This window comes from Bifidobacterium sp. KRGSERBCFTRI, from assembly GCF_025908335.1.
Genome location: NZ_CP109653.1, coordinates 1,899,875 through 1,917,973 on the forward strand (window position 1 = coordinate 1,899,875; position 18,099 = coordinate 1,917,973).

General features: G+C 61.2%; 14 protein-coding genes and 1 tRNA gene. 7 read left to right on the forward strand and 8 right to left on the reverse strand.

What is annotated here, in order from left to right:
* Positions 1–90: 90 nt before the first annotated feature.
* On the reverse strand, positions 91–840 hold the full coding sequence (locus OGI63_RS08135) for a C40 family peptidase (RefSeq protein ID WP_003808229.1): 750 nt from the start codon (positions 838–840) through the stop codon (positions 91–93).
* 62 nt (positions 841–902) lie between these two features.
* Positions 903–1,835, reverse strand: coding sequence for a CHAP domain-containing protein (locus OGI63_RS08140; protein WP_011743008.1), 933 nt, complete (start codon positions 1,833–1,835; stop codon positions 903–905).
* Positions 1,836–2,041: 206 nt separating this feature from the next.
* Here OGI63_RS08140 and serC point away from each other — a divergent pair, with 206 nt between their 5' ends.
* Both serC and OGI63_RS08150 read left to right on the forward strand, forming a co-directional pair.
* Positions 2,042–3,184 carry a phosphoserine transaminase gene (gene serC / locus OGI63_RS08145; RefSeq protein WP_011743007.1) on the forward strand — a complete coding sequence of 381 codons (1,143 nt, stop codon included), beginning with the start codon at positions 2,042–2,044 and terminating at the stop codon, positions 3,182–3,184.
* A gap of 26 nt (positions 3,185–3,210) precedes the next feature.
* On the forward strand, positions 3,211–3,465 hold the full coding sequence (locus OGI63_RS08150) for a DUF2530 domain-containing protein (protein WP_003808222.1): 255 nt from the start codon (positions 3,211–3,213) through the stop codon (positions 3,463–3,465).
* A gap of 120 nt (positions 3,466–3,585) precedes the next feature.
* On the opposite strand, the gene OGI63_RS08155 is transcribed toward OGI63_RS08150, so the two are convergent.
* Positions 3,586–4,845, reverse strand: coding sequence for a sensor histidine kinase (locus OGI63_RS08155; RefSeq protein ID WP_011742860.1), 1,260 nt, complete (start codon positions 4,843–4,845; stop codon positions 3,586–3,588).
* A gap of 112 nt (positions 4,846–4,957) precedes the next feature.
* Here OGI63_RS08155 and phoU point away from each other — a divergent pair, with 112 nt between their 5' ends.
* Both phoU and OGI63_RS08165 read left to right on the forward strand, forming a co-directional pair.
* Positions 4,958–5,638 carry a phosphate signaling complex protein PhoU gene (phoU, locus tag OGI63_RS08160; protein WP_041777250.1) on the forward strand — a complete coding sequence of 227 codons (681 nt, stop codon included), beginning with the start codon at positions 4,958–4,960 and terminating at the stop codon, positions 5,636–5,638.
* Between the two features lie 321 nt (positions 5,639–5,959).
* Entirely contained in the window at positions 5,960–7,840 is a 1,881-nt protein-coding gene (locus OGI63_RS08165; protein WP_041777249.1) for an oleate hydratase, read from the forward strand.
* 226 nt (positions 7,841–8,066) lie between these two features.
* On the opposite strand, the gene OGI63_RS08170 is transcribed toward OGI63_RS08165, so the two are convergent.
* The 3 genes from OGI63_RS08170 to lysS form a co-directional block, all read right to left on the reverse strand.
* Positions 8,067–8,807, reverse strand: a complete 741-nt coding sequence (locus OGI63_RS08170) for a phosphoglyceromutase (protein ID WP_003808215.1) — start codon at positions 8,805–8,807, stop codon at positions 8,067–8,069.
* Positions 8,808–8,910: 103 nt separating this feature from the next.
* Complete coding sequence (gene menA, locus OGI63_RS08175; RefSeq protein ID WP_041777248.1) at positions 8,911–9,993, reverse strand: 1,4-dihydroxy-2-naphthoate octaprenyltransferase; 1,083 nt, start codon at positions 9,991–9,993, stop codon at positions 8,911–8,913.
* A gap of 168 nt (positions 9,994–10,161) precedes the next feature.
* Positions 10,162–11,841: a lysine--tRNA ligase gene (gene lysS, locus OGI63_RS08180; RefSeq protein WP_041777247.1), complete on the reverse strand. Its 1,680-nt coding sequence runs from the start codon at positions 11,839–11,841 to the stop codon at positions 10,162–10,164.
* Positions 11,842–11,936: 95 nt separating this feature from the next.
* Here lysS and OGI63_RS08185 point away from each other — a divergent pair.
* From OGI63_RS08185 to OGI63_RS08195, 3 genes are all read left to right on the forward strand, one after another.
* Positions 11,937–12,010: transfer RNA gene (locus OGI63_RS08185), tRNA-Pro, on the forward strand.
* A gap of 161 nt (positions 12,011–12,171) precedes the next feature.
* Positions 12,172–13,326: an MFS transporter gene (locus OGI63_RS08190; protein WP_011742854.1), complete on the forward strand. Its 1,155-nt coding sequence runs from the start codon at positions 12,172–12,174 to the stop codon at positions 13,324–13,326.
* A 434-nt stretch (positions 13,327–13,760) separates the two neighbouring features.
* Entirely contained in the window at positions 13,761–15,509 is a 1,749-nt protein-coding gene (locus tag OGI63_RS08195; protein WP_070105418.1) for an alpha/beta hydrolase family protein, read from the forward strand.
* Here the strand turns inward: OGI63_RS08195 and OGI63_RS08200 are convergent.
* Positions 15,468–16,082 carry a hypothetical protein gene (locus OGI63_RS08200; RefSeq protein WP_003808200.1) on the reverse strand — a complete coding sequence of 205 codons (615 nt, stop codon included), beginning with the start codon at positions 16,080–16,082 and terminating at the stop codon, positions 15,468–15,470. The genes OGI63_RS08195 and OGI63_RS08200 overlap by 42 nt on opposite strands.
* The gene (locus OGI63_RS08205; protein ID WP_231837102.1) at positions 16,079–17,992 is read right to left on the reverse strand and encodes a PspC domain-containing protein; all 1,914 of its coding nucleotides are present in this window, start codon (positions 17,990–17,992) and stop codon (positions 16,079–16,081) included. The genes OGI63_RS08200 and OGI63_RS08205 overlap by 4 nt, the downstream gene beginning before the upstream one ends.
* Positions 17,993–18,099: the final 107 nt, after the last annotated feature.

Consider the following 18,099-nt stretch of genomic DNA (forward strand, 5'->3'; position numbering starts at 1 on the left):
ACATGCGGTTTTCAAGTAACGACGCGGAAAATAACAAAGCAAAAGGGCGTATTCCTCACGGAAATACGCCCTTAGCTCAATGTCAAAGCTTCAGAAGATTCGACGAATGCTGTAGCTGCTGGGGAACACCCATGCGATGGGATCGTAGCGGGTGCCGTTCAGCTGGGAGTTGATGACCATGCCGTTGCCGACATAGATCGCGGCATGCTGCGCATTGGCGATGATGTCTCCCGGCTGCGCGTCGGCGAGGCTGCCAACCGCGCGACCCACAGTCGCCTGAGCACCGGAGTAATGCGGCAGGGAAACGCCCATCTGGCCGTAGACATACTGCACGAAACCGGAGCAATCCCAACCGGACGGGGTATTGCCGCCGGACACATACGGAACCTTGCCGACGAACTGGTTCGCGAACGTCAGCAGGCTGGACACGCTGGCCCCATCAGGCGGCGTCACGGTGAAGGAACCGCTGCTGCTGAGGTCGCTTCGAGCGGCGGAACGAGAAGCGGCTTGGGCCTGTGCTTGAGCCTGGGCCTGCTGCTGACGCTGCTGTTCCGCTGCCGCTGCGGCGGCTTCGGCGTCTTTTTCGGCTTGAGATTTGGTTTGGGGAACGTTCAGGCTTTCCACACCGCCCCAGTCGGAATCGGATTCGACCTGGGTGGACGATGCCTCCGCGAGGATGTTCTTCTTCACGGCGTTGGTCTTCGGGAACGAACGGGTAGCAACGACAGCATCTTGCGTGGCGCCATCATTGGCTGCCAGCGCGGCAGGTGCCACCCCGGCGAAAGTAAGAGCGGCCGCGGCGAGCGCAGCAATCACGGAACAATGCTTAATATGCTTCATCGAATCCTTAGCTTACAGCATCCCTCTTACAAGAAAAGGGGCACGGTCGTCGGTAGGGAAACTCAGTAGTGAATATACTGGAAATCGCCCACGTTCGTGAGCGTGCGGGAATACGTGCCGCCATTGAGGGAGGCGCCGGATTCAGAGGTCACGATCGAGCCGTCGTCGTTGATTTTCTCAACGATGGCGACGTGGCCGTAATACGAGTCGGAACCTTCCTGGCCTGCGGCGAACACGATGATGTCGCCGACATGGCGCGGCGTGTTATCAACCCAATAGCCCAAGGCGCGGGCCGAATCGGCCCACTGGCAGCCGTTGCCCATGTGGGAGCCTGCAGGCAGACCGAGCTGATGGCGGCGCACATACACCCACCACGTGCACTGGCTGAACTCGTAGGCGTTGCCGACGTCTCCGGTGGCATGGTTCGGATTGAAGTTAGCCGGTAAGGCGCTGCTGTCTTGGTCCATCAGGACGGCGACGTTCGGATTGTCGGCGATGGACTTGGACATCAGGCTGGCGTCCATGGAGGCGCTGGTGTCTCCCAGCTGCCAACCGCCGTTGTTGCTGGTGGAAGCCAGTTCCTTAAGGGCGGTACGTCCTTCGGAACGGGATGCCGCTCCATCGGACACACGTTTGATCTGGGACGTTTCGGTACCGTCGTCCGCAAGCACCAGTCGGGATGCGTTCTGCTGGCTGAACGCCAACGCGGTCGCCGCGGTGCCGACAAGCGCCGCCAACGAAGCGGAGGTCACCAACGCGGATTTGCGGGAAGCGGCTTTGGCGGCCTCACGCATGGTACGGCGGCTCATTGGAGCCACTTCATTCAGCTTATCCACGACTTCCGGAGCGAGTCCGACTACGGCGCCGCCTTCCGCCAGCTGTGCCATTCGCACGGCCTTAGCGGTATGGGAGCCCCGGTTCGCCGTGAACAACGCCTTGGATAGGCTGAATTGCGCGTGCGAAACCTTGGCAGCTTTATGCGCCGCATGCCTCATATATTAATCACTCCTTGCGGATTGCGAAACCGTCGCAGCTTATGACCGCGCACGGTTACAGAACCGTCACAAGGGTAAGGGTACACCGACATAGGGATTATCATCAAGACCCCGTCCTTGCGCAAATAATTCGCCACGGGTGGAGGAACGTCCGGAAAACGGCCATATCAACGCGCAATCCGACCTTCTGACTACCCTTGGATGACATGACGAACACTGTGAACATTCCTACCAACATGCTTCCGGAGGATGGACGTTTCGGCTCGGGGCCGAGCAAAATCCGTCCGGAGCAAGTCCAGGCGCTCGACGCGGGCGCGCGCAATCTTCTGGGCACCTCGCACCGCCAGACCCCGGTCAAGCAGGTGGTCGGCTCCATCCGCGAAGGCCTGTCGAATTTCTTCCAGATTCCCGACGGCTATGAGGTCGTGCTGGGCAACGGCGGCGCCAGCGCGTTCTGGGACATCGCCTGCGCGTCACTTATCACCCGCAAGGCGGCGTTCGGCACGTACGGCTCCTTCAGCGCGAAATTCGCCAAGTCCGCGCAATCCGCGCCGTTCCTTGAGGATCCGGAGATCTTCGCGGGCAAACCGGGCACGTATCGCCTGCCGGAGCTCACCGAATATGTGGACGCTTACTGCTGGGCGCACAACGAAACGTCCACTGGCGTGGCGGCCCCGGTCAAGCGTGTCGAAGGTTCCAAGGAGCAGGGCGCGCTGACTCTGATCGATGCCACGAGCGGCGCCGGCGCGCTGAACGTGGATATCAGCCAGACCGACGCCTACTACTTCTCCCCGCAGAAGGCGTTCGGCTCTGACGGCGGCCTGTGGATCGCCGTGCTTTCCCCGGCTGCGATCGACCGCGCCTACGGCATCGCTAAAAGCGTCAGCCTGCCGGGCGCGCGACGCTGGATTCCTCCGTTCCTGTCCCTGACCTCCGCCATCGAGAACTCCCGTAAGGACCAGACGCTGAACACGCCCGCCGTGGCCACGCTGGTCATGCTGGAGAACCAGGTGCGCTGGCTTAACGACAATGGCGGCCTCGCCTGGGCCACGGCGCGTTGCGCACGTTCCGCGTCGCTGCTGTACCAGTGGGCGGAGAAGTCCGATTACGCGCAGCCGTTCGTTTCCGACGAAAACGCACGTTCCAACGCCGTGGTCACCATCGACCTTGACGAGAGCATCAACGCTTCCCAAGTGGTCGCCGCGTTGCGCGAGAACGGCATTGTGGACACCAACGGCTACCGCAAGCTCGGCCGCAACCAGCTGCGCATCGGCGTGTTTCCGTCCGTGGAGCCGAGCGACGTCGAGGCGCTTACGAAGTGCGTCGATTACGTGGCCGAGCACCTGTGACGCGCGCACCGAGGTAAGGTAACGGTATGAAATTTGCTCCGATTATCGACCCAAGCGTGCGCAAACCCTCCCCCAAACCGGTGCGCGTCGACCTGCGGAAGGTGTTCACGTTCGGCACCGCATTATGGGCCATCGCCTTGGTGATCTGCATGATTCTGCTGGCCTTCGGCATCAATGTCGAACGATTGCAGACCATGTGCGCCGCCGGCACGGTGATCGGCGTGCTCATGCTGGTTTGGGAGCATTTCGACCGGTGGGACTACCGCCGTCTTGGCGAATAACCCGACCGGCGGTTCAGCCAATCGCGAAATAACCGGTAACAACATTGGGTCGCTTCCGCACCAACCTGCGGAAGCGGCCCTTTGCCGTATATGGCGTGTCCCAACGCTCTGCAATCGCCGCTAATTTCTGGCGACCGGCAGCCCCAACGTAAACGTGCTGCCCTGTCCCGGAGCGCTCCACACCGAAGCGGAGCCATGGTGGGTCAACGCCACATGCTTGACGATGGCAAGACCCAAACCGATGCCTTCCTCGGAATGCCCATTCTGGTTGCCGCCACGGTAGAACCGTTCGAAAATACGGCTTTGCTCCTTCTGCGCAATGCCGCAACCACGGTCAAGCACGCTGAGCAGCACTTTGGTGCCGTCCTCGTTCGGCTTGACGGATACGGTTATGCCCTTGCCGTCCGGTGAATAGGCGATGGCGTTTTCGAGCAGCTTTGCGACCGCGGCCTGAATCTGCTCGCCTTCCCCGTTGATGTCCAGTGATTCGTCGCCATCGATTTCAATGTCGATGCCGCGCCGTTGCGCCATGTCGCGATGCGCGTCGACGACGGTTTTCACCTGTTCCATGACGTTGATACGGTTGCTCGCCGTCGGCAGAATCGGTTCCTGCGCCTTGATAAGCAGCAGCAGGTCGGACACCATATGTTCCATGCGAGCGCAGGATTGGCGCAGTTTTACGGTGTTCCCCTCAATCGCGGCCTTATTGTCCGAGTCATGTTCCAACGCGTCCGCAAGCTCCTCCAGCGACTGCGTCGGCTTGAGGAGCTGCTCCGAAACGTTGGTGATGAAGGAATCACGGATCTGGGAGAAACGGACGGTTTCGCTCACGTCGGAAACCAGCACCACCACAAAGCGTTCGTTGAGCCTGCCTACGATCACCTTCAGCCAGTTCGGGCGGGACACCGTGGTCACCGGCTTGTCCGGCGATTGGCCGATCAACGCCTGTTTGGCAACCTCCCGCATGGTTGGCTTCCCTGCTTTCGGAGCCTTCTTCGGCTCATGCAACGTGGTCGTGGTCAGGCTGAACTGCTTCTTGCCGCCGTGGGCACGGACCTCGTGCACCGCGCTTGCCACGGTGTCATCGGCGATGGCGTCGTCCCGCACCACGCCAAGGGCGTAGGCGTCCGGATGCGCGCGTATCACCTCGTCATGCTCGTCGACCACGATGGAGGCCAGCGGCAGTATGGACAGCAACGTGTTCGTCGCGTCGTCCAAAGTATCATCATTGTTGCGATCGTCACCATGGCGATGTGTCAGATTGCGCCACCACGTGCCTACGGATTCAAACATGTCTTCATTCTCGCACACCCTGACGTTCCCCGATGAATGGTCGTGGCGCGATTTTCGTGAACGCAGGGTGAACGTGCCGGTGAACATTGGCGGAACAACACGTCCGTCACGTGCGAATCCGCCACTTCCCTAATACACTTGAGAGAGGTTATATCCGAACCCGATATTGACATACGTGAAGCATTTGAAAGGCAAGCATATGCGCGTTATCTTCAATGAAGAGCTCAAGGCAGTCGCCGATGACCTCGACCGCATGGCGCAAGACGTTCGCAAGGCAATCAATGGTGCCGGCGACGCGTTGCTGAACCAGAATCTTGAAGCCGCCCAGGCCGTCATCGACGGCGACATCGAAATCGATGCCCTCGAATCCAGCGTCATCGACCAGTGCGTGAAGCTGCTGGCCAAGCAGAACCCGGTGGCCACCGATCTGCGCGTGGTCGTCTCCACCCTGCGTCTGGCCGCAACGTTCGAGCGCATGGGCGATCTGGCCCGTCACATCGCCGAAGCGGCCCGCCGCACCTATCCTGCTTCCCCGCTGCCGGCCGATGCCCAGCCGCTGTTCGCCGAAATGCAGGCGTTCCTTGACAATGTGGCCGACCAGGTGGTTTCCATGCTTACCGACCGCGACACCAAGACCGCCGAGCAGATCATTCTCAACGACGACAAGCTCGACGCTCTGCACAAGAAGACCTTCGAACTGGCCCAGTCCGAGGATTGGAAGGGCACCAACCAGCAGCTCATCGACGTGGTCCTGATCGGCCGCTTCATGGAGCGTCTCGGCGATCACGCCGTTTCCGCGGCCCGCCGCGTGATGTTCATCGTCTCCGGTTTCGACCCGTCCAAGGAGCCGACCCGCGACGAAGGCACCGACATCGACTGAGGGTTCCTCACCTCTTCTTGCATTTTCCTTGACGAGATGGGTGGTTTCCGTTTGGAAGCCACCCATCTCGCTTATATGTGGCAGATGACCTCGGCCAAAAACATCATAAGGGGGTAAAAATCCCGCCACCGAACATCCTTTTCCAAAAGAAATCTGCCACATATAGGCAAAATCACTTTCGCATGCAGGCGCAATCCGCCACCTATAAGCGAAATTCCTCCGATAGTCGTAAAAACTAGACATCGCGTCCAGTTCATGCCCGTATACTTGTGTCCCACGACGCGGCACAATAGTGCCCAGCGGCATCCAAAGGAGGAAGTCATGTACTATTCCAACGGCAATTACGAAGCGTTCGCCCGGCCAAGGAAGCCCGAGGGAATCGACGATAAGAACGCCTACATCATCGGCACGGGTCTTGCAGCGCTGTCCGCCGCCTGCTATCTGGTGCGTGACGCGCAGATGCCCGGCGACCACATCCACGTATTCGAGAAGGACCCGGTTCCGGGCGGTGCCTGCGATGGCGCGAACATTCCTGGCGTCGGCTATGTGATGCGTGGCGGCCGCGAGATGGACAACCATTTCGAGGTGATGTGGGACCTGTTCCGTTCCATCCCGTCCATCGAAACGGATGGCGTGTCCGTGTTGGACGAATACTACTGGCTCAACAAGGACGATCCGAACTATTCGCTGTGCCGTTCCACCAAGGCGCGCGGCGTGGACGGCGGCACGAACGGCAAGTTCGCGCTGTCCGACAAGGCGTCGATGGAGATCATGGAGCTGTTCTTCACACCGAACGAGGAACTATACGGCAAGAAGATCTCCGACTTCTTCGACGATGAGGTGTTCGATACGAACTTCTGGATGTACTGGCGCACCATGTTCGCCTTCGAGAACTGGCATAGCGCGTTGGAGATGAAGCTGTACATCCGCCGCTACATCCACCATATCGGCGGACTGCCGGACTTCAGCGCGTTGCGGTTCACCCGCTACAACCAGTACGAGTCGATGATTCTGCCGATGATCAAGTATCTGGAAGGCTTCGGCGTGCAGTTCCACTACAACGTGAAGGTGGAGAACGTCGATTTCGCGATTGGCGGCGGCATGGGTCCCGTACGCCAGCGCACCGGCACCGGGCAGGACACGATTTTGAGGAAGCAGGCCGAATACGGCGCGTATCCGCGCAATCCGTTCAGCTCGCCGACCAAGAAGATGGCCACGCGCATCGACCTGACCAAGGCGGATGGCACGACCCGCAGCATCGATTTGGGCGAGAACGATCTGGTGTTCATCACCAATGGCGGCTGCGTGGAGAACTCCTCGATGGGTTCGCAGACCGAGCCGGCCGCGTGGGCTCCGGAGATCAAGCCCGGCGGCGGTTGGGATATGTGGCGTCGCATCGCGGCGCAGGATCCGAGCTTCGGACATCCGGACGTGTTCTGCTCCGACCCGGAGCATTCGAAGTGGATGAGCGCCACCGTCACCACGTTGGACGGCGAGATTCCGCCATACATCCAGAAGATCTGCAAGCGCGATCCGTTCTCCGGACGTGTGGTGACCGGCGGCATCGTCACCGTTGAGGATTCCAATTGGCTGATGAGCTGGACGCTGAATCGCCAGCAGCAGTTCCGAGACCAGCCGAAGGACCAGCTGTGCGTATGGGTGTATGGTCTGTTCCCCGACAAGCCCGGCAACTATGTGAAGAAGCCGATGCAGGATTGCACCGGCGAGGAGATCTGCGAGGAATGGCTGTACCACATGGGCGTGCCGACCGACAAAATCGCCGACTTGGCGAAGAACCACGCCAACACGGTTCCGGTGATGATGCCGTACATCGATGCCTTCTTCATGCCGCGTTCCGCCGGCGACCGCCCCGATGTGGTGCCGGATGGCGCGGTGAATTTCGCATTCCTCGGCCAATTCGCGGAGACGCCGCGCGACACGATCTTCACCACCGAATATTCGATGCGCACCGGCATGGAGGCCGTGTACACGCTGTGCGACGTGGACCGCGGCGTGCCGGAGGTGTGGGGTTCGGTCTACGACGTGCGCAACCTGCTCAACGCCACGGTGATGCTGCGAGACGGCAAACCGATCACCGATATGAAGCTCAACCCCATCGAAAGGGGCGTGTTGAAACAGATCGTGAAGAAGCTGGATTCCACTGATATTCCGACATTGCTCAAGGAATACGGCGTGATCTGACGTTCTTGCGATTCCGTTTTGTCCGCCTTGCCTGCGCCGCACGGCACCCGCCGAGCCGCGCAGGCAAGGCGACATCAGCAAAACGCAGATACAACGTGAAAAAGACTTACCGACAAAGGCGCCGGCAATAACGAAAGATGGGAACCTACGGTATACAGGTTCCCACCTTTTCGTATGTGTTTCATGCGATCAGCCGCGACTATTCACGCGCCCAATCGCAACAAACTCACTTCTGGCCCTGAGCGGCGACGGCGGCAGCACCGGCAGCGGCGGCTTCCGGATCCAGGTACTCGCCACGCGGCTTGATCGGCTTGAAGTTCTCGTCCAGCTCGTACAGCAGCGGCATTGCGGTCGGGATGTTGACCTTGGCGATCTCCTCTTCGGAGAGGTTGTCCAGCATCTTCACGATGGCGCGCAGGGAGTTGCCGTGAGCGGCGATCAGAACGGTCTTGCCAGCCTTCAGCTCCGGCTCGATGTCGGACTTGAAGTACGGCTCAACGCGCTTGACCACGTCGGCCAGGCACTCGGCTTCCGGAACCGGATCGCCGGTGTAGCGCGGATCGTTGTTCTGCGCGTACTCGTCGTTCGGATCGATCTCCGGCGGCGGTGTGGCGTAGGAACGACGCCACAGCATGAACTTCTCGTCACCGTACTCCTGACGGATCTCGGTCTTGTTCTTGCCCTGCAGGGCGCCGTAGTGACGCTCGTTCAGACGCCAGCTGCGCTTGACCGGAATCCACAGGCGATCGGCCTCGTCCAGCGCGACGTTGGCGGTGTTGATGGCGCGACGCAGCATCGAGGTGAAGACGATGTCAGGCAGGACGTTCTTCTCCTTGAGCAGGCGGCCGCCGTTCTTGGCTTCCTCGACACCCTGCTCGGTCAGCGGGACGTCGACCCAGCCGGTGAACTGATTGGTTTTATTCCATGCGCTCTGTCCGTGACGGAGCAGTACTAGTTTGTAAGTCATGCTTGCAAGTCTACCGCTTGGCACACCCAAAACAAGCCGTTTCCGACGATTGACGCCCCACGTTTTGCAACAATTTTCATTTCGTTGCACTGTCGTTGCAGCGCTAGGCAAACACCACGCAACACACGTACGTTACGGCGAGCGCCAGTGAGGAGAACGTGCACAGCGGCAGCGCCTCGCCGTATTTTTTTCTTGCGATCGCGACGGCGGCGGCAGCGCACATCGCGCACGTGACCGCCAGTATTGCGATTGTCGGCATCGCAGGCGTCGACAGCAGCAGTATATAAGCGGCGAGCAACAGCACGGCGACGGACAGCAGCGCAATCGCAAAAACCGTGCCGTTGCGCCGGCCCAAAGCGGTCATCCATGTGTGCTTGCCGTGCGTGCGGTCGGTTTCGACGTCGCGTAGGTTGTTGACGCACAGGACCGCGACGGCGATGAGGCCGACGTTGGCGCCGCCGAGCATGCCTTCGGTCGAGATTGTGCCGGCCAGGGCGAACATCGTGCCGCAGGCGGCGACGAGCCCGAAAAAGATGAAAACGAATATCTCACCCAAATAGTGGTAGCCATAGGGGTGTTTGCCGCCGACGTAGCACCAGCCGGCCACGAGACAGGCGATACCGACCAGGATGAACCACCAGTAGCCGGTCAATGTAACGACAGCCAGACCGCACAGGCAGGCGATCAGCGCGTTGATTCCGGCCACGGCAAGTACTTTCTTTGGACTCACGCCGGACGCGACGAGACGGGCGGGGCCATGCTGGGGCTGCGATGCCGGAAGCATTTCCGGAGTCGAAGTCGATTCCGCGGATGGTGTTTTTGCAAATGACCGTGCGGAATCGACGGCACGCCCCTCGTCAGTGCCACGTATGCCGTCGGAATAGTCGTTCGCGAAATTCGCGGCGACCTGCAGGAACAACGCCACGCAACCGCACAGTACCGCCACCAAGATGAACCAGCCTGCGGAACGCTGGCATTCGCCGACCAGCGAGCCGAATTTCAATTCGCTCAAGTCATGCTGCCCGCCGAAGAACGGACACGGCTCATGCCATATATCGCCACCCTGCGAGTAAAGAAACACGCCCCGCCACGACAGCGTGGCCCCGATAACCACTGGGGCGATCGCCAGCGGCAGGGTTTTCAGGCGAGCGCCGCGAATCCAAGTCGATATTTCCATGAATCTCATGTTAGATGTTGGGTGTGCGAGGGTATGCAAAAGGGCGCTCCCGTATTGGGAACGCCCTTTAGTAATTGCTCTTTTATTTTTTAAGGATGGCTCCGGCGGCACGGAAGCCCACAGGGCTTCCTCTTCGACCGCCTCGCGTGAAGCCGAATATTGAACTGAGGCTCCGCCTCAGTTCAGCGGCTTCACAAGCGGGAAGGTGATGGTCTCGCGGATGGTGGCGCCGGTCAGTGCGATGAGCAGTCGGTCGATGCCCATACCCATGCCGCCTGCCGGAGGCATGCCCACGCCGAGGGCCTCCAGGAAGTCCTCGTCGATGTCGCAGGCTTCCTCATCGCCGGCGAGCGCATCCTTGGCCTGGGCCACGAAACGTTCACGCTGCACGACCGGGTCGTTGAGCTCGGAGTAGCCGGTGGCCAGCTCGAAGCCGCGCACGTACAGATCCCACTTCTCGACCACGCCGGCCTTGGAGCGGTGGCCCTTGACCAGCGGGGAGGTCTCGACTGGGAAGTCGCGCACGAAGGTCGGCTCGTACAGCTTGTCCTCGTAGAAGTGCTCCCACAGGTGTTCGACGAGCTTGCCGTGGTTCTCCACGTCGTCGCGTTCCACGCCGAGTTTGTCGGCGATCTCGCCCAGGTGCTCCACGGAGGTGCCGGGGTTGTCCGGGCCGCCGTTCGGCACGATTTCCTCGCCCAGGGCCTCGGAGAGGGAGTCGTACATGCTGATGGTCTTCCATTCGCCGCCGAAGTCGTATTCGGTGCCGTCCAGCAGGGTCACCTTGTGGCTGCCGAACACGTCCATGGCGGTGTCCTGCACGAGCTGCTTGACGAGCGCGCCGATGGTGTCGTAGTTGCCGTAGGCCTGGTAGGCCTCGACCATGGTGAATTCCGGCGCGTGGGTGGCGTCGACGCCCTCGTTGCGGAAGTCGCGGTTGATTTCGAACACGCGGTCGATGCCGCCGACGAGGCAACGCTTGAGGAACAGTTCCGGCGCGATGCGCAGGTAGAGGTCAAGGTCGAAGGCGTTCATGTGCGTGGTGAACGGACGAGCCGCGGCACCGCCGTGCACGGTCTGCAGCATCGGGGTTTCGACCTCGAGGAAGTCATGGTCGGCGAAGGTCTTGCGCAGGGAGGCGACGGCCTTGGAACGGTTGCGCACCATGTTGCGGATCTTCTCGTCCGCGATCATGCCGATGTACGGCTTGCGGGTGCGGGTGTCCTCGTTGAGCTCCTTGTGCAGGGCCGGCAGCGGCTGCAATGCCTTGGCGGCGATGGCCCATTCGGTGGCGAATACGGACAGTTCGCCGGTCTTGGAGGCGATCACGCGGCCCTTGATGAACAGGTGGTCGCCCAAATCGACCAGCTGCTTGAACTGCTTCAGGGAGTCGGCACCGATCTCCTTCTTGGAGATCATGCCCTGGATTTTGGTGCCATCGCCGGCGGACAGCTGCACGAAGCATAGGCCGCCCGCGTTGCGCAGGAACAGCACACGGCCGGCGATGCCGACCACGTCCCCGGTCTCGTCGCCCGCTTCGAGCTTGCCGTCATACTTGGCGCGGACCTCTTCGATGGTGGCGGTGACGTCAAGGGTCACCGGGTACGGCTGGATGCCTTCCTTAAGCATCATGGCGCGCTTGGCCACACGCATCTGCACCTGTTCCGGGTGGGCCAGCGGGCCGAATTCCTTATTGGACGGGTCCACGGCCTCGTCCAGCGCGGCGCCGCCGTTGATCTTGGCGCGAATCGCAGCATCCTGCTGCAGCAGCATTTCGGCGCGTTCCACCGTGGTCATGGTGGGAACTGCGGCCTCTTCTTCGTTCTGATTCTCTTGGGATTCGTTGGTCTCAGTCATAAGCCCCAAGTGTACCGAGAAGCCACTACACAACACGCGACACGCCGACCTTGCATACAGCGCCCAATCGTGTAATATATCCAACTGTTGCCAAACGGGCTGTAGCGCAGCTTGGTAGCGCGCTTCGTTCGGGACGAAGAGGCCGCGGGTTCAAATCCCGCCAGCCCGACAACTAAGGCGGAACTTCGGTTCCGCCTTTTTCTTTGCCTTTCCATCAAACCGACGCTTGGCACCGTCTCACCGTCGGTTTCGCGGGAATCGCAATATCGAACCGACGCTTGGCACCATCCAAGTGCTGGTTCGGCGGACAATCCAAAATAAGGAATCCCCATGAAGAGAAGCATTCTGGCGCTGGCCTCCGGCGCCTTCATCCTCGGCGCCGCCGAATTCGTGATGATGGGCATCCTGCCCCAGACGGCCACCGCCATGCATGTCAGCATTCCCGCGGCCGGCCATTACATCTCCGCATACGCCATCGGCGTGTGTGTCGGCACACTGATCCTGGTGTTCGGCCGCAAGGTGCCGCCGAAGCATCTCATCATCCTGTTCATGGCCATCGCGTTGGTCGGCAACACGCTCAGCGCCGTCTCCTTCTGCTCGCCGATGCTGCTGGTGGCGCGTTTCATTTCCGGCCTGCCGCATGGCGCGTTCTTCGGCACGGCCACGCTGATCGCCAAAACGCTTGCCGACAAGGGCAAGGAGGCGCAATCCGTGTCCATGATGGTGATGGGCCAGACGGTGGCCAACATGCTGGGCGTGCCCGCGGGAACGTTGCTCGCCGAGGCGATGTCCTGGCGGCTGGCGTTTGCGATTCTGGCCGCCTGGGCGCTTATGACGATCGTCGTGGTGATTTCGTGGGTGCCGTCCATCGATCCGATCAAGGACGCCGGCATCAAGGGGCAGTTCCGCTTCCTCACCCATCCCGGCCCGTGGCTGATTCTGCTGGCCGTGTTCTTCGGCAATTCGGGCATCTTCTGCTGGTGGAGCTACGTGTCGCCGTGGTTGCAGAAAACCGGCGGATGGTCGGCGACGATGGTGCCGATGCTGATGGTGCTCGCCGGCCTCGGCATGGTGGTCGGCGGCATCGTGGGCGGCAGGCTGACCGACCTGTGGAAGGCGGGCGCGACCGCGGCGCTATCGCACGGCATCGCCTTGTGCGGACTGTTGCTGGTCTTCCTGTTGCCTGGTAATCATGCGACCACCGCGTTGCTGACGTTCATCATCGGTTTCGCGCTGTTCTTCAATTCATCGCCACAGCAACTGCTGATGGTGCAGGCGGGCGAAGGCGGCGGCGAGCTGATTGCCGGTGCCGCCGTACAAATCGCCTTCAATTTCGGCAATGCGATCGGTTCCATCGTCGGCGGAGCGGCACTGACCGCGACGGCGATGAATTACCATTTCACCGGCATCGCAGGCGCGCCGATCAGCCTGCTCGCCGTCATCCTGCTGGTGCTCTACACCCGTCGCTACGAAGCCCGCGCCTAGCCCCATCCCAACCTTCCCATCCTTCTCCCCCAAATCCCATCTCAGCGTCGATCCCATCGCCCCCAATCCGCGAGACCGACGCTGAGGAGGGCCTAAGCGTCGGTTTGGCGGAAATCGCAATATCAAACCGACGGCTGGAGGACGCTCAGCGTCGGTTTGGCGGAAAGGTGCGGCGAAACCGACGGGTTTCCACATATCCACAGGTGGATTGTGGAGGGGATTATTGCGATTTTCCCCTGATTTCGTATTGTTTTACGGCACGGGAGCATTGACTCGCGGCGCAGGAATTGCGATCGTTCCGCGGATTCCCCATGATTCCGTGTTTTCCGCGCCACGTACGCCGAATACGACTAGAGTGGCGTACCGTGCGAAGCATTGTGAAACGAATTCTCGTCACCTGCGCGGCGACTACCGCGCTGGCGCTTCTTCTGACCATGGTCCTATGCGCGCTCGGCAATGCGATGGCGCCGAAATGGCAGGTCGAGCCGTTCACGGACCATATCACGCTCACCACGACCAATACCGCTATCCAAGCCGTTGACCAGGCCACAGGTGCCGTGCTCAAAACCCCGCAGGAGGGCGCGTACCGCACCAAGGAAACGCATATCACGGTCGCGTTGGACGGCAGCAAAACCGTGAATGCCATCGTTCGCGAGCCGCTCGACGCGCCGGCAGATCATCCCGCATGCCTGTTCCTGCACGGTTCGGGCACCGGCAAATCGTCGGAGGCGTTCGGCGACGTGGCGAACGCGATGGCGTCGGCCGGCATCACCACTCTCGTGCCGGACAAGCGGCTCGACAACTACACCATGCTGCACCGCGACTACGTGTCCAGCGCGCACGACTATGCGAAATCGCTGGAAATCCTGAGAAAATGGCCGGGCGTGAGCAGATCGGAAACCGGCATCTACGCCGAATCGGAAGGCACATGGATCGCCACCGTGCTGACGCAACAGCATCCGGATCTTGCCTTCGCCATCCTCACCTCTCCCCCGGTCGTTTCGGGCCGTCAGCAGATGACGCTCGCAGCCACCAATTATCTGACCGCCGCGGGCGCACCCGATGCCGTCAAGCAGCTTATTCCGCGCATCACCAGCCTTGGCACACAACGCATGGGACTCGCCTATGCGGATTTCGACGCGGCCAAATACCGCACATCGCTTACCATGCCGCTGCTTATCAACTATGGCGTCAAGGACACAGCCATGCCGGTCGAACAGGGCGCGCGGCTGCTGATCAAAGCCGCAAACCAGGCTGGCAATACGAATGTGACGCTGCGGTATTATGACGCGAACCATCAGCTTCGAACCGGTTCGAATCAGACGGTTCCGGGACTGCCGTTGGAACCGCATTACACGCACGATCTGGAGGATTGGATCAACGCGGTGACGAGCGGCACGGGTGCGAACGGCTGGGCAACGCCGATGATCGCCGGAACGCAGCCGAATCAGACGGTCGCGGCACCGCTGAAGACCCCGCCCGCGCTGGTGAAGTCGATGGGTGTGATTGTCGGCGCAATCGCGGTTTGCCTGCTCTGCGCGCTGCTGGCGATGTGCGGCGCGCCAATTCTGCTCATCGCCGGCTGGGTGCGCGAGCGCCGTGCGTCACGGCGGGTATCGCACGATTCGGCTTCGACGGAACCGGCGGAGCCAACGGATTCGACTTCAATGTTTTCAACGGATGCGACCACACCGACAGGTCCATCCACACAACCGAATGCGGCACGTCCAATCGCAATAACCGACCATCGATTCCCGGTCGGCATGCGCGTCGCACTGGCGCTCAACACCCTCCTTGCCGTCGGCACGACCGGCGTGTTCCTGGCGTATCTGGTCACCGTCATCATTGATGCGATCTCGTTGACCGACAATTCGGCGGCGCTTGCCAAGAACTGGCATGCCATCGTCATGCTCACATGGCTGAGCCTTGTCGCGTTCGCCTGGCTGTTGGCGGAAATCATCGTGGACGCGTGCCGTCGTCATGCTAGGAATCGCGCGATTGCAAGCATAGATGACGATGCGGATATGAATAATGGCCACGATGCCGCAGCCGGAAGCCGATGCGATATAGGAAAAGATGGAAAAGCATGCATCGGATCCGGCCATGTCATCGTGGCCACGTGTGTGGTGGTGTCGGCGGCGCTATCGTTGGCGCTGCTGGCTTTCTGGGGACTGTTCTGCTGACTGGCGTTCCCGTCGGCGCAGACGCACCGCGGCGACGACGGCCCAGACCACGGAAATGATGAGCAGCAGCGCGCCGAGACCGCCGACCACGTAGAAGAACAGCGTCGAGGGATTCGGCATCCACCGCCATGCGCCGATGGGCAGCAGGCACAGCATGGACATCAGGCCGATCAGGCAGAAGAACACGCCCAGCACGATGGTTCCGGTGCTTGGTCCGGACGGGCGGATTACCAGCTCGCCGTCCGTTTTGCCGATGCGCACTTGCTTGGAGGGGTCGACCGGCTCGGCTGATTTGGCTGGATCAGCCGATTTGACGGAACCGGTCGGACGTGCCGAACGGCCCGCAAAGCTTCCGCGCATGTCTTGTCCGGAGGTTTCCAGCGATTCGGCCTCGTCCTGCGATTCGAACTTCCTCTGCGCTTCCGGACCGCCGTCGAACGGCTTCTGGAACGATTCGGTCTTCGCCTCGCCCGGATCGTCGACGGCCGGCAGGGTTTCCGTGGGCTCGTCCGAGACCTCCGCGATTCCCATGACGTCGGTCAACGGCACTTCACGGGTTTTCTCGTCACTCATTTCGTTTCCTTTCCGCTGGCGCTTTTCCCGACGTTCTTTCCATCGACGCTGCCATGCGATTGGCCGCCCGTCGTTCCCACTGGCAGCTTGCTGTCGGACGTGTACTGCATGGTGACACTGCCGCCGACCGTTCCATCGACGTTGACATACAGATCCGGTTCCTCCGGAGCCTTGTCCGAATCGATCGACGGCCAATACCACTTGTTCTCGTAGATCGTTTTGAATGCCTTGTCGAGATCCGTGCCGGCGTATACCGAATCCTGCGAATCGTTCTCCGTATCCGAACCGGCATCGCCCGCATCATCATCGCCGGAATCGTCGAAATCGGTGGTGCCGTTGAGCGCCGGAACGCCCTTGTTCACGCCATGATGGCCGAGTCCCGAATCATCGTTCTCGTCGAGGGACAGGCCCATGAAGCCCGTGCCGTTGAAGAACGTAATCCCGTCCGGCCCTCCTATGTAATCCGTGACGTTGGTGTAGCCGTCGTCCGGATCGCTGACCGACCACTGGCATCCGTCCGGCAGCGTGACCACCACCTGGGCGTTCACCACCACCAGATTCAGCTTCCCTGTCGGACATGAGCTTTCGCCGTACGTGCCGTCGTTGAGCTTGACCTTGTGCTTGCCATGCGCTGCCGGATATCCGCTCAAATCGATGTCGAGCACATCGTTGGCGTAGTTCTTGCCGACCACCACCAGTCCCTGTTCGTATCGTTTCATCTGGGCGTCGCTGGTGTCGCTCCATGTCACGATGCCGGAGACCGTCGTGCGGTGGTAGTCATTCGACATCATCCAATCGCGGCTTTCCCATGCCACCGCACTCGTGCAGAACGTCATCACCACGGCCATGAACGCCGCGCACCATGCCAGCGGATGCAGGCCGCCGGTGCGACGGCCCATGCAACCAAGCACGACGATCACCACGCCGATTCCCAGGCAGATGCCGCCGCAGCACAGTGTGGCGAGACGCAGCACGCGCAAGGCGTAATCCCAATCAACCGGCATCGTAATGGCGTACCAGCCAGATCCGGCGATCGCCAGCAATGCCAAGCCAAGCGTCACCAGTACCAGCAGCGGTCCGGCTGGCTTGCGGCGGGCGCGTTTCGACTGCGGCGCCGCCACCGTCGGCGGAACGGTGAAGGTCGGCGGCACATTGGCCGTGGCAAACGCTGCAGGCGGGTTCACCGGCTGCTGAAACGTCTGGTATAGCGATTGGACGGGACGCGCGTACTGCTGGTAGCCGGAAGGCGCGGGACACGTCGGCTGCGGCATCGGCTGGCCTGGCGTGCCGGGCATGTTTGCAGTGGTGGCCGTGTTCGTGGACATCGGCTGCGGCATATATTGCGATTGCGCAGGCCGCACCGGCCGTCCCGGCTGAACGGGCTGAGCAGGCTGCCCAGGCCACGATCCGCCCTGCTGCGGCGGCTGCCAGCTCGCCGCATACGACTGGCGGTTCACCAGCAGCCAGAACACCAGCACGGCCACGCCGAACGCCAGCCATCCGGCGCCGGGCAGGCACAGCGCCACCGCGGCGCATACCAGCGCGCCCGCGCAGTTCCAATCCCAATGGCCGTTGACCAGCTCCTCGCACAGGATCCGGCCATCCGTCTCGTCCGGTAGCAGGAACCAAGCCAATGCGTAGAACGCCGCTCCGGCGCCGAACAGTAGCGAGGTGAGAATCACCAGCGCGCGGACCAGGGTGGCGTTCCATCCCAAGCGGCGCGCCACGCCGTCGCACACGCCTGCGATCCACCGGTTGCGGCCGCGCGTGATCCGGCTGGAGCGGATCCATGCGAAGAATCGATTGCCGCGATTCGGCTGCGGCTGATACATCGGCGGCCGTGGCTGCGATTGCGGTTCGGCAGAACCAGCGGCACTGCCGCCTTGCGGATTGTTGTTTGCGTTGCTCATATCTCCATTACAGCAATCCGCAGCCGTCATACGTATCGGGGAACACCCTGAATCTGCCCTGAACACCAGCTGAAAGCCCTGAATCGGCATCCCCGACAGGGCACAAT

Excerpts from the sequence above, each read along its gene's own strand:
- OGI63_RS08135 (WP_003808229.1), bottom strand. The coding sequence starts at position 840 with ATGAAGCATATTAAGCATTGTTCCGTGATTGCTGCGCTCGCCGCGGCC.
- OGI63_RS08140 (WP_011743008.1), bottom strand. The coding sequence starts at position 1,835 with ATGAGGCATGCGGCGCATAAAGCTGCCAAGGTTTCGCACGCGCAATTC.
- serC (WP_011743007.1), top strand. The coding sequence starts at position 2,042 with ATGACGAACACTGTGAACATTCCTACCAACATGCTTCCGGAGGATGGA.
- OGI63_RS08150 (WP_003808222.1), top strand. The coding sequence starts at position 3,211 with ATGAAATTTGCTCCGATTATCGACCCAAGCGTGCGCAAACCCTCCCCC.
- OGI63_RS08155 (WP_011742860.1), bottom strand. The coding sequence starts at position 4,845 with ATGTTCACCGGCACGTTCACCCTGCGTTCACGAAAATCGCGCCACGAC.
- phoU (WP_041777250.1), top strand. The coding sequence starts at position 4,958 with ATGCGCGTTATCTTCAATGAAGAGCTCAAGGCAGTCGCCGATGACCTC.
- OGI63_RS08165 (WP_041777249.1), top strand. The coding sequence starts at position 5,960 with ATGTACTATTCCAACGGCAATTACGAAGCGTTCGCCCGGCCAAGGAAG.
- OGI63_RS08170 (WP_003808215.1), bottom strand. The coding sequence starts at position 8,807 with ATGACTTACAAACTAGTACTGCTCCGTCACGGACAGAGCGCATGGAAT.
- menA (WP_041777248.1), bottom strand. The coding sequence starts at position 9,993 with ATGAGATTCATGGAAATATCGACTTGGATTCGCGGCGCTCGCCTGAAA.
- lysS (WP_041777247.1), bottom strand. The coding sequence starts at position 11,841 with ATGACTGAGACCAACGAATCCCAAGAGAATCAGAACGAAGAAGAGGCC.
- OGI63_RS08190 (WP_011742854.1), top strand. The coding sequence starts at position 12,172 with ATGAAGAGAAGCATTCTGGCGCTGGCCTCCGGCGCCTTCATCCTCGGC.
- OGI63_RS08195 (WP_070105418.1), top strand. The coding sequence starts at position 13,761 with ATGGTCCTATGCGCGCTCGGCAATGCGATGGCGCCGAAATGGCAGGTC.
- OGI63_RS08200 (WP_003808200.1), bottom strand. The coding sequence starts at position 16,082 with ATGAGTGACGAGAAAACCCGTGAAGTGCCGTTGACCGACGTCATGGGA.
- OGI63_RS08205 (WP_231837102.1), bottom strand. The coding sequence starts at position 17,992 with ATGAGCAACGCAAACAACAATCCGCAAGGCGGCAGTGCCGCTGGTTCT.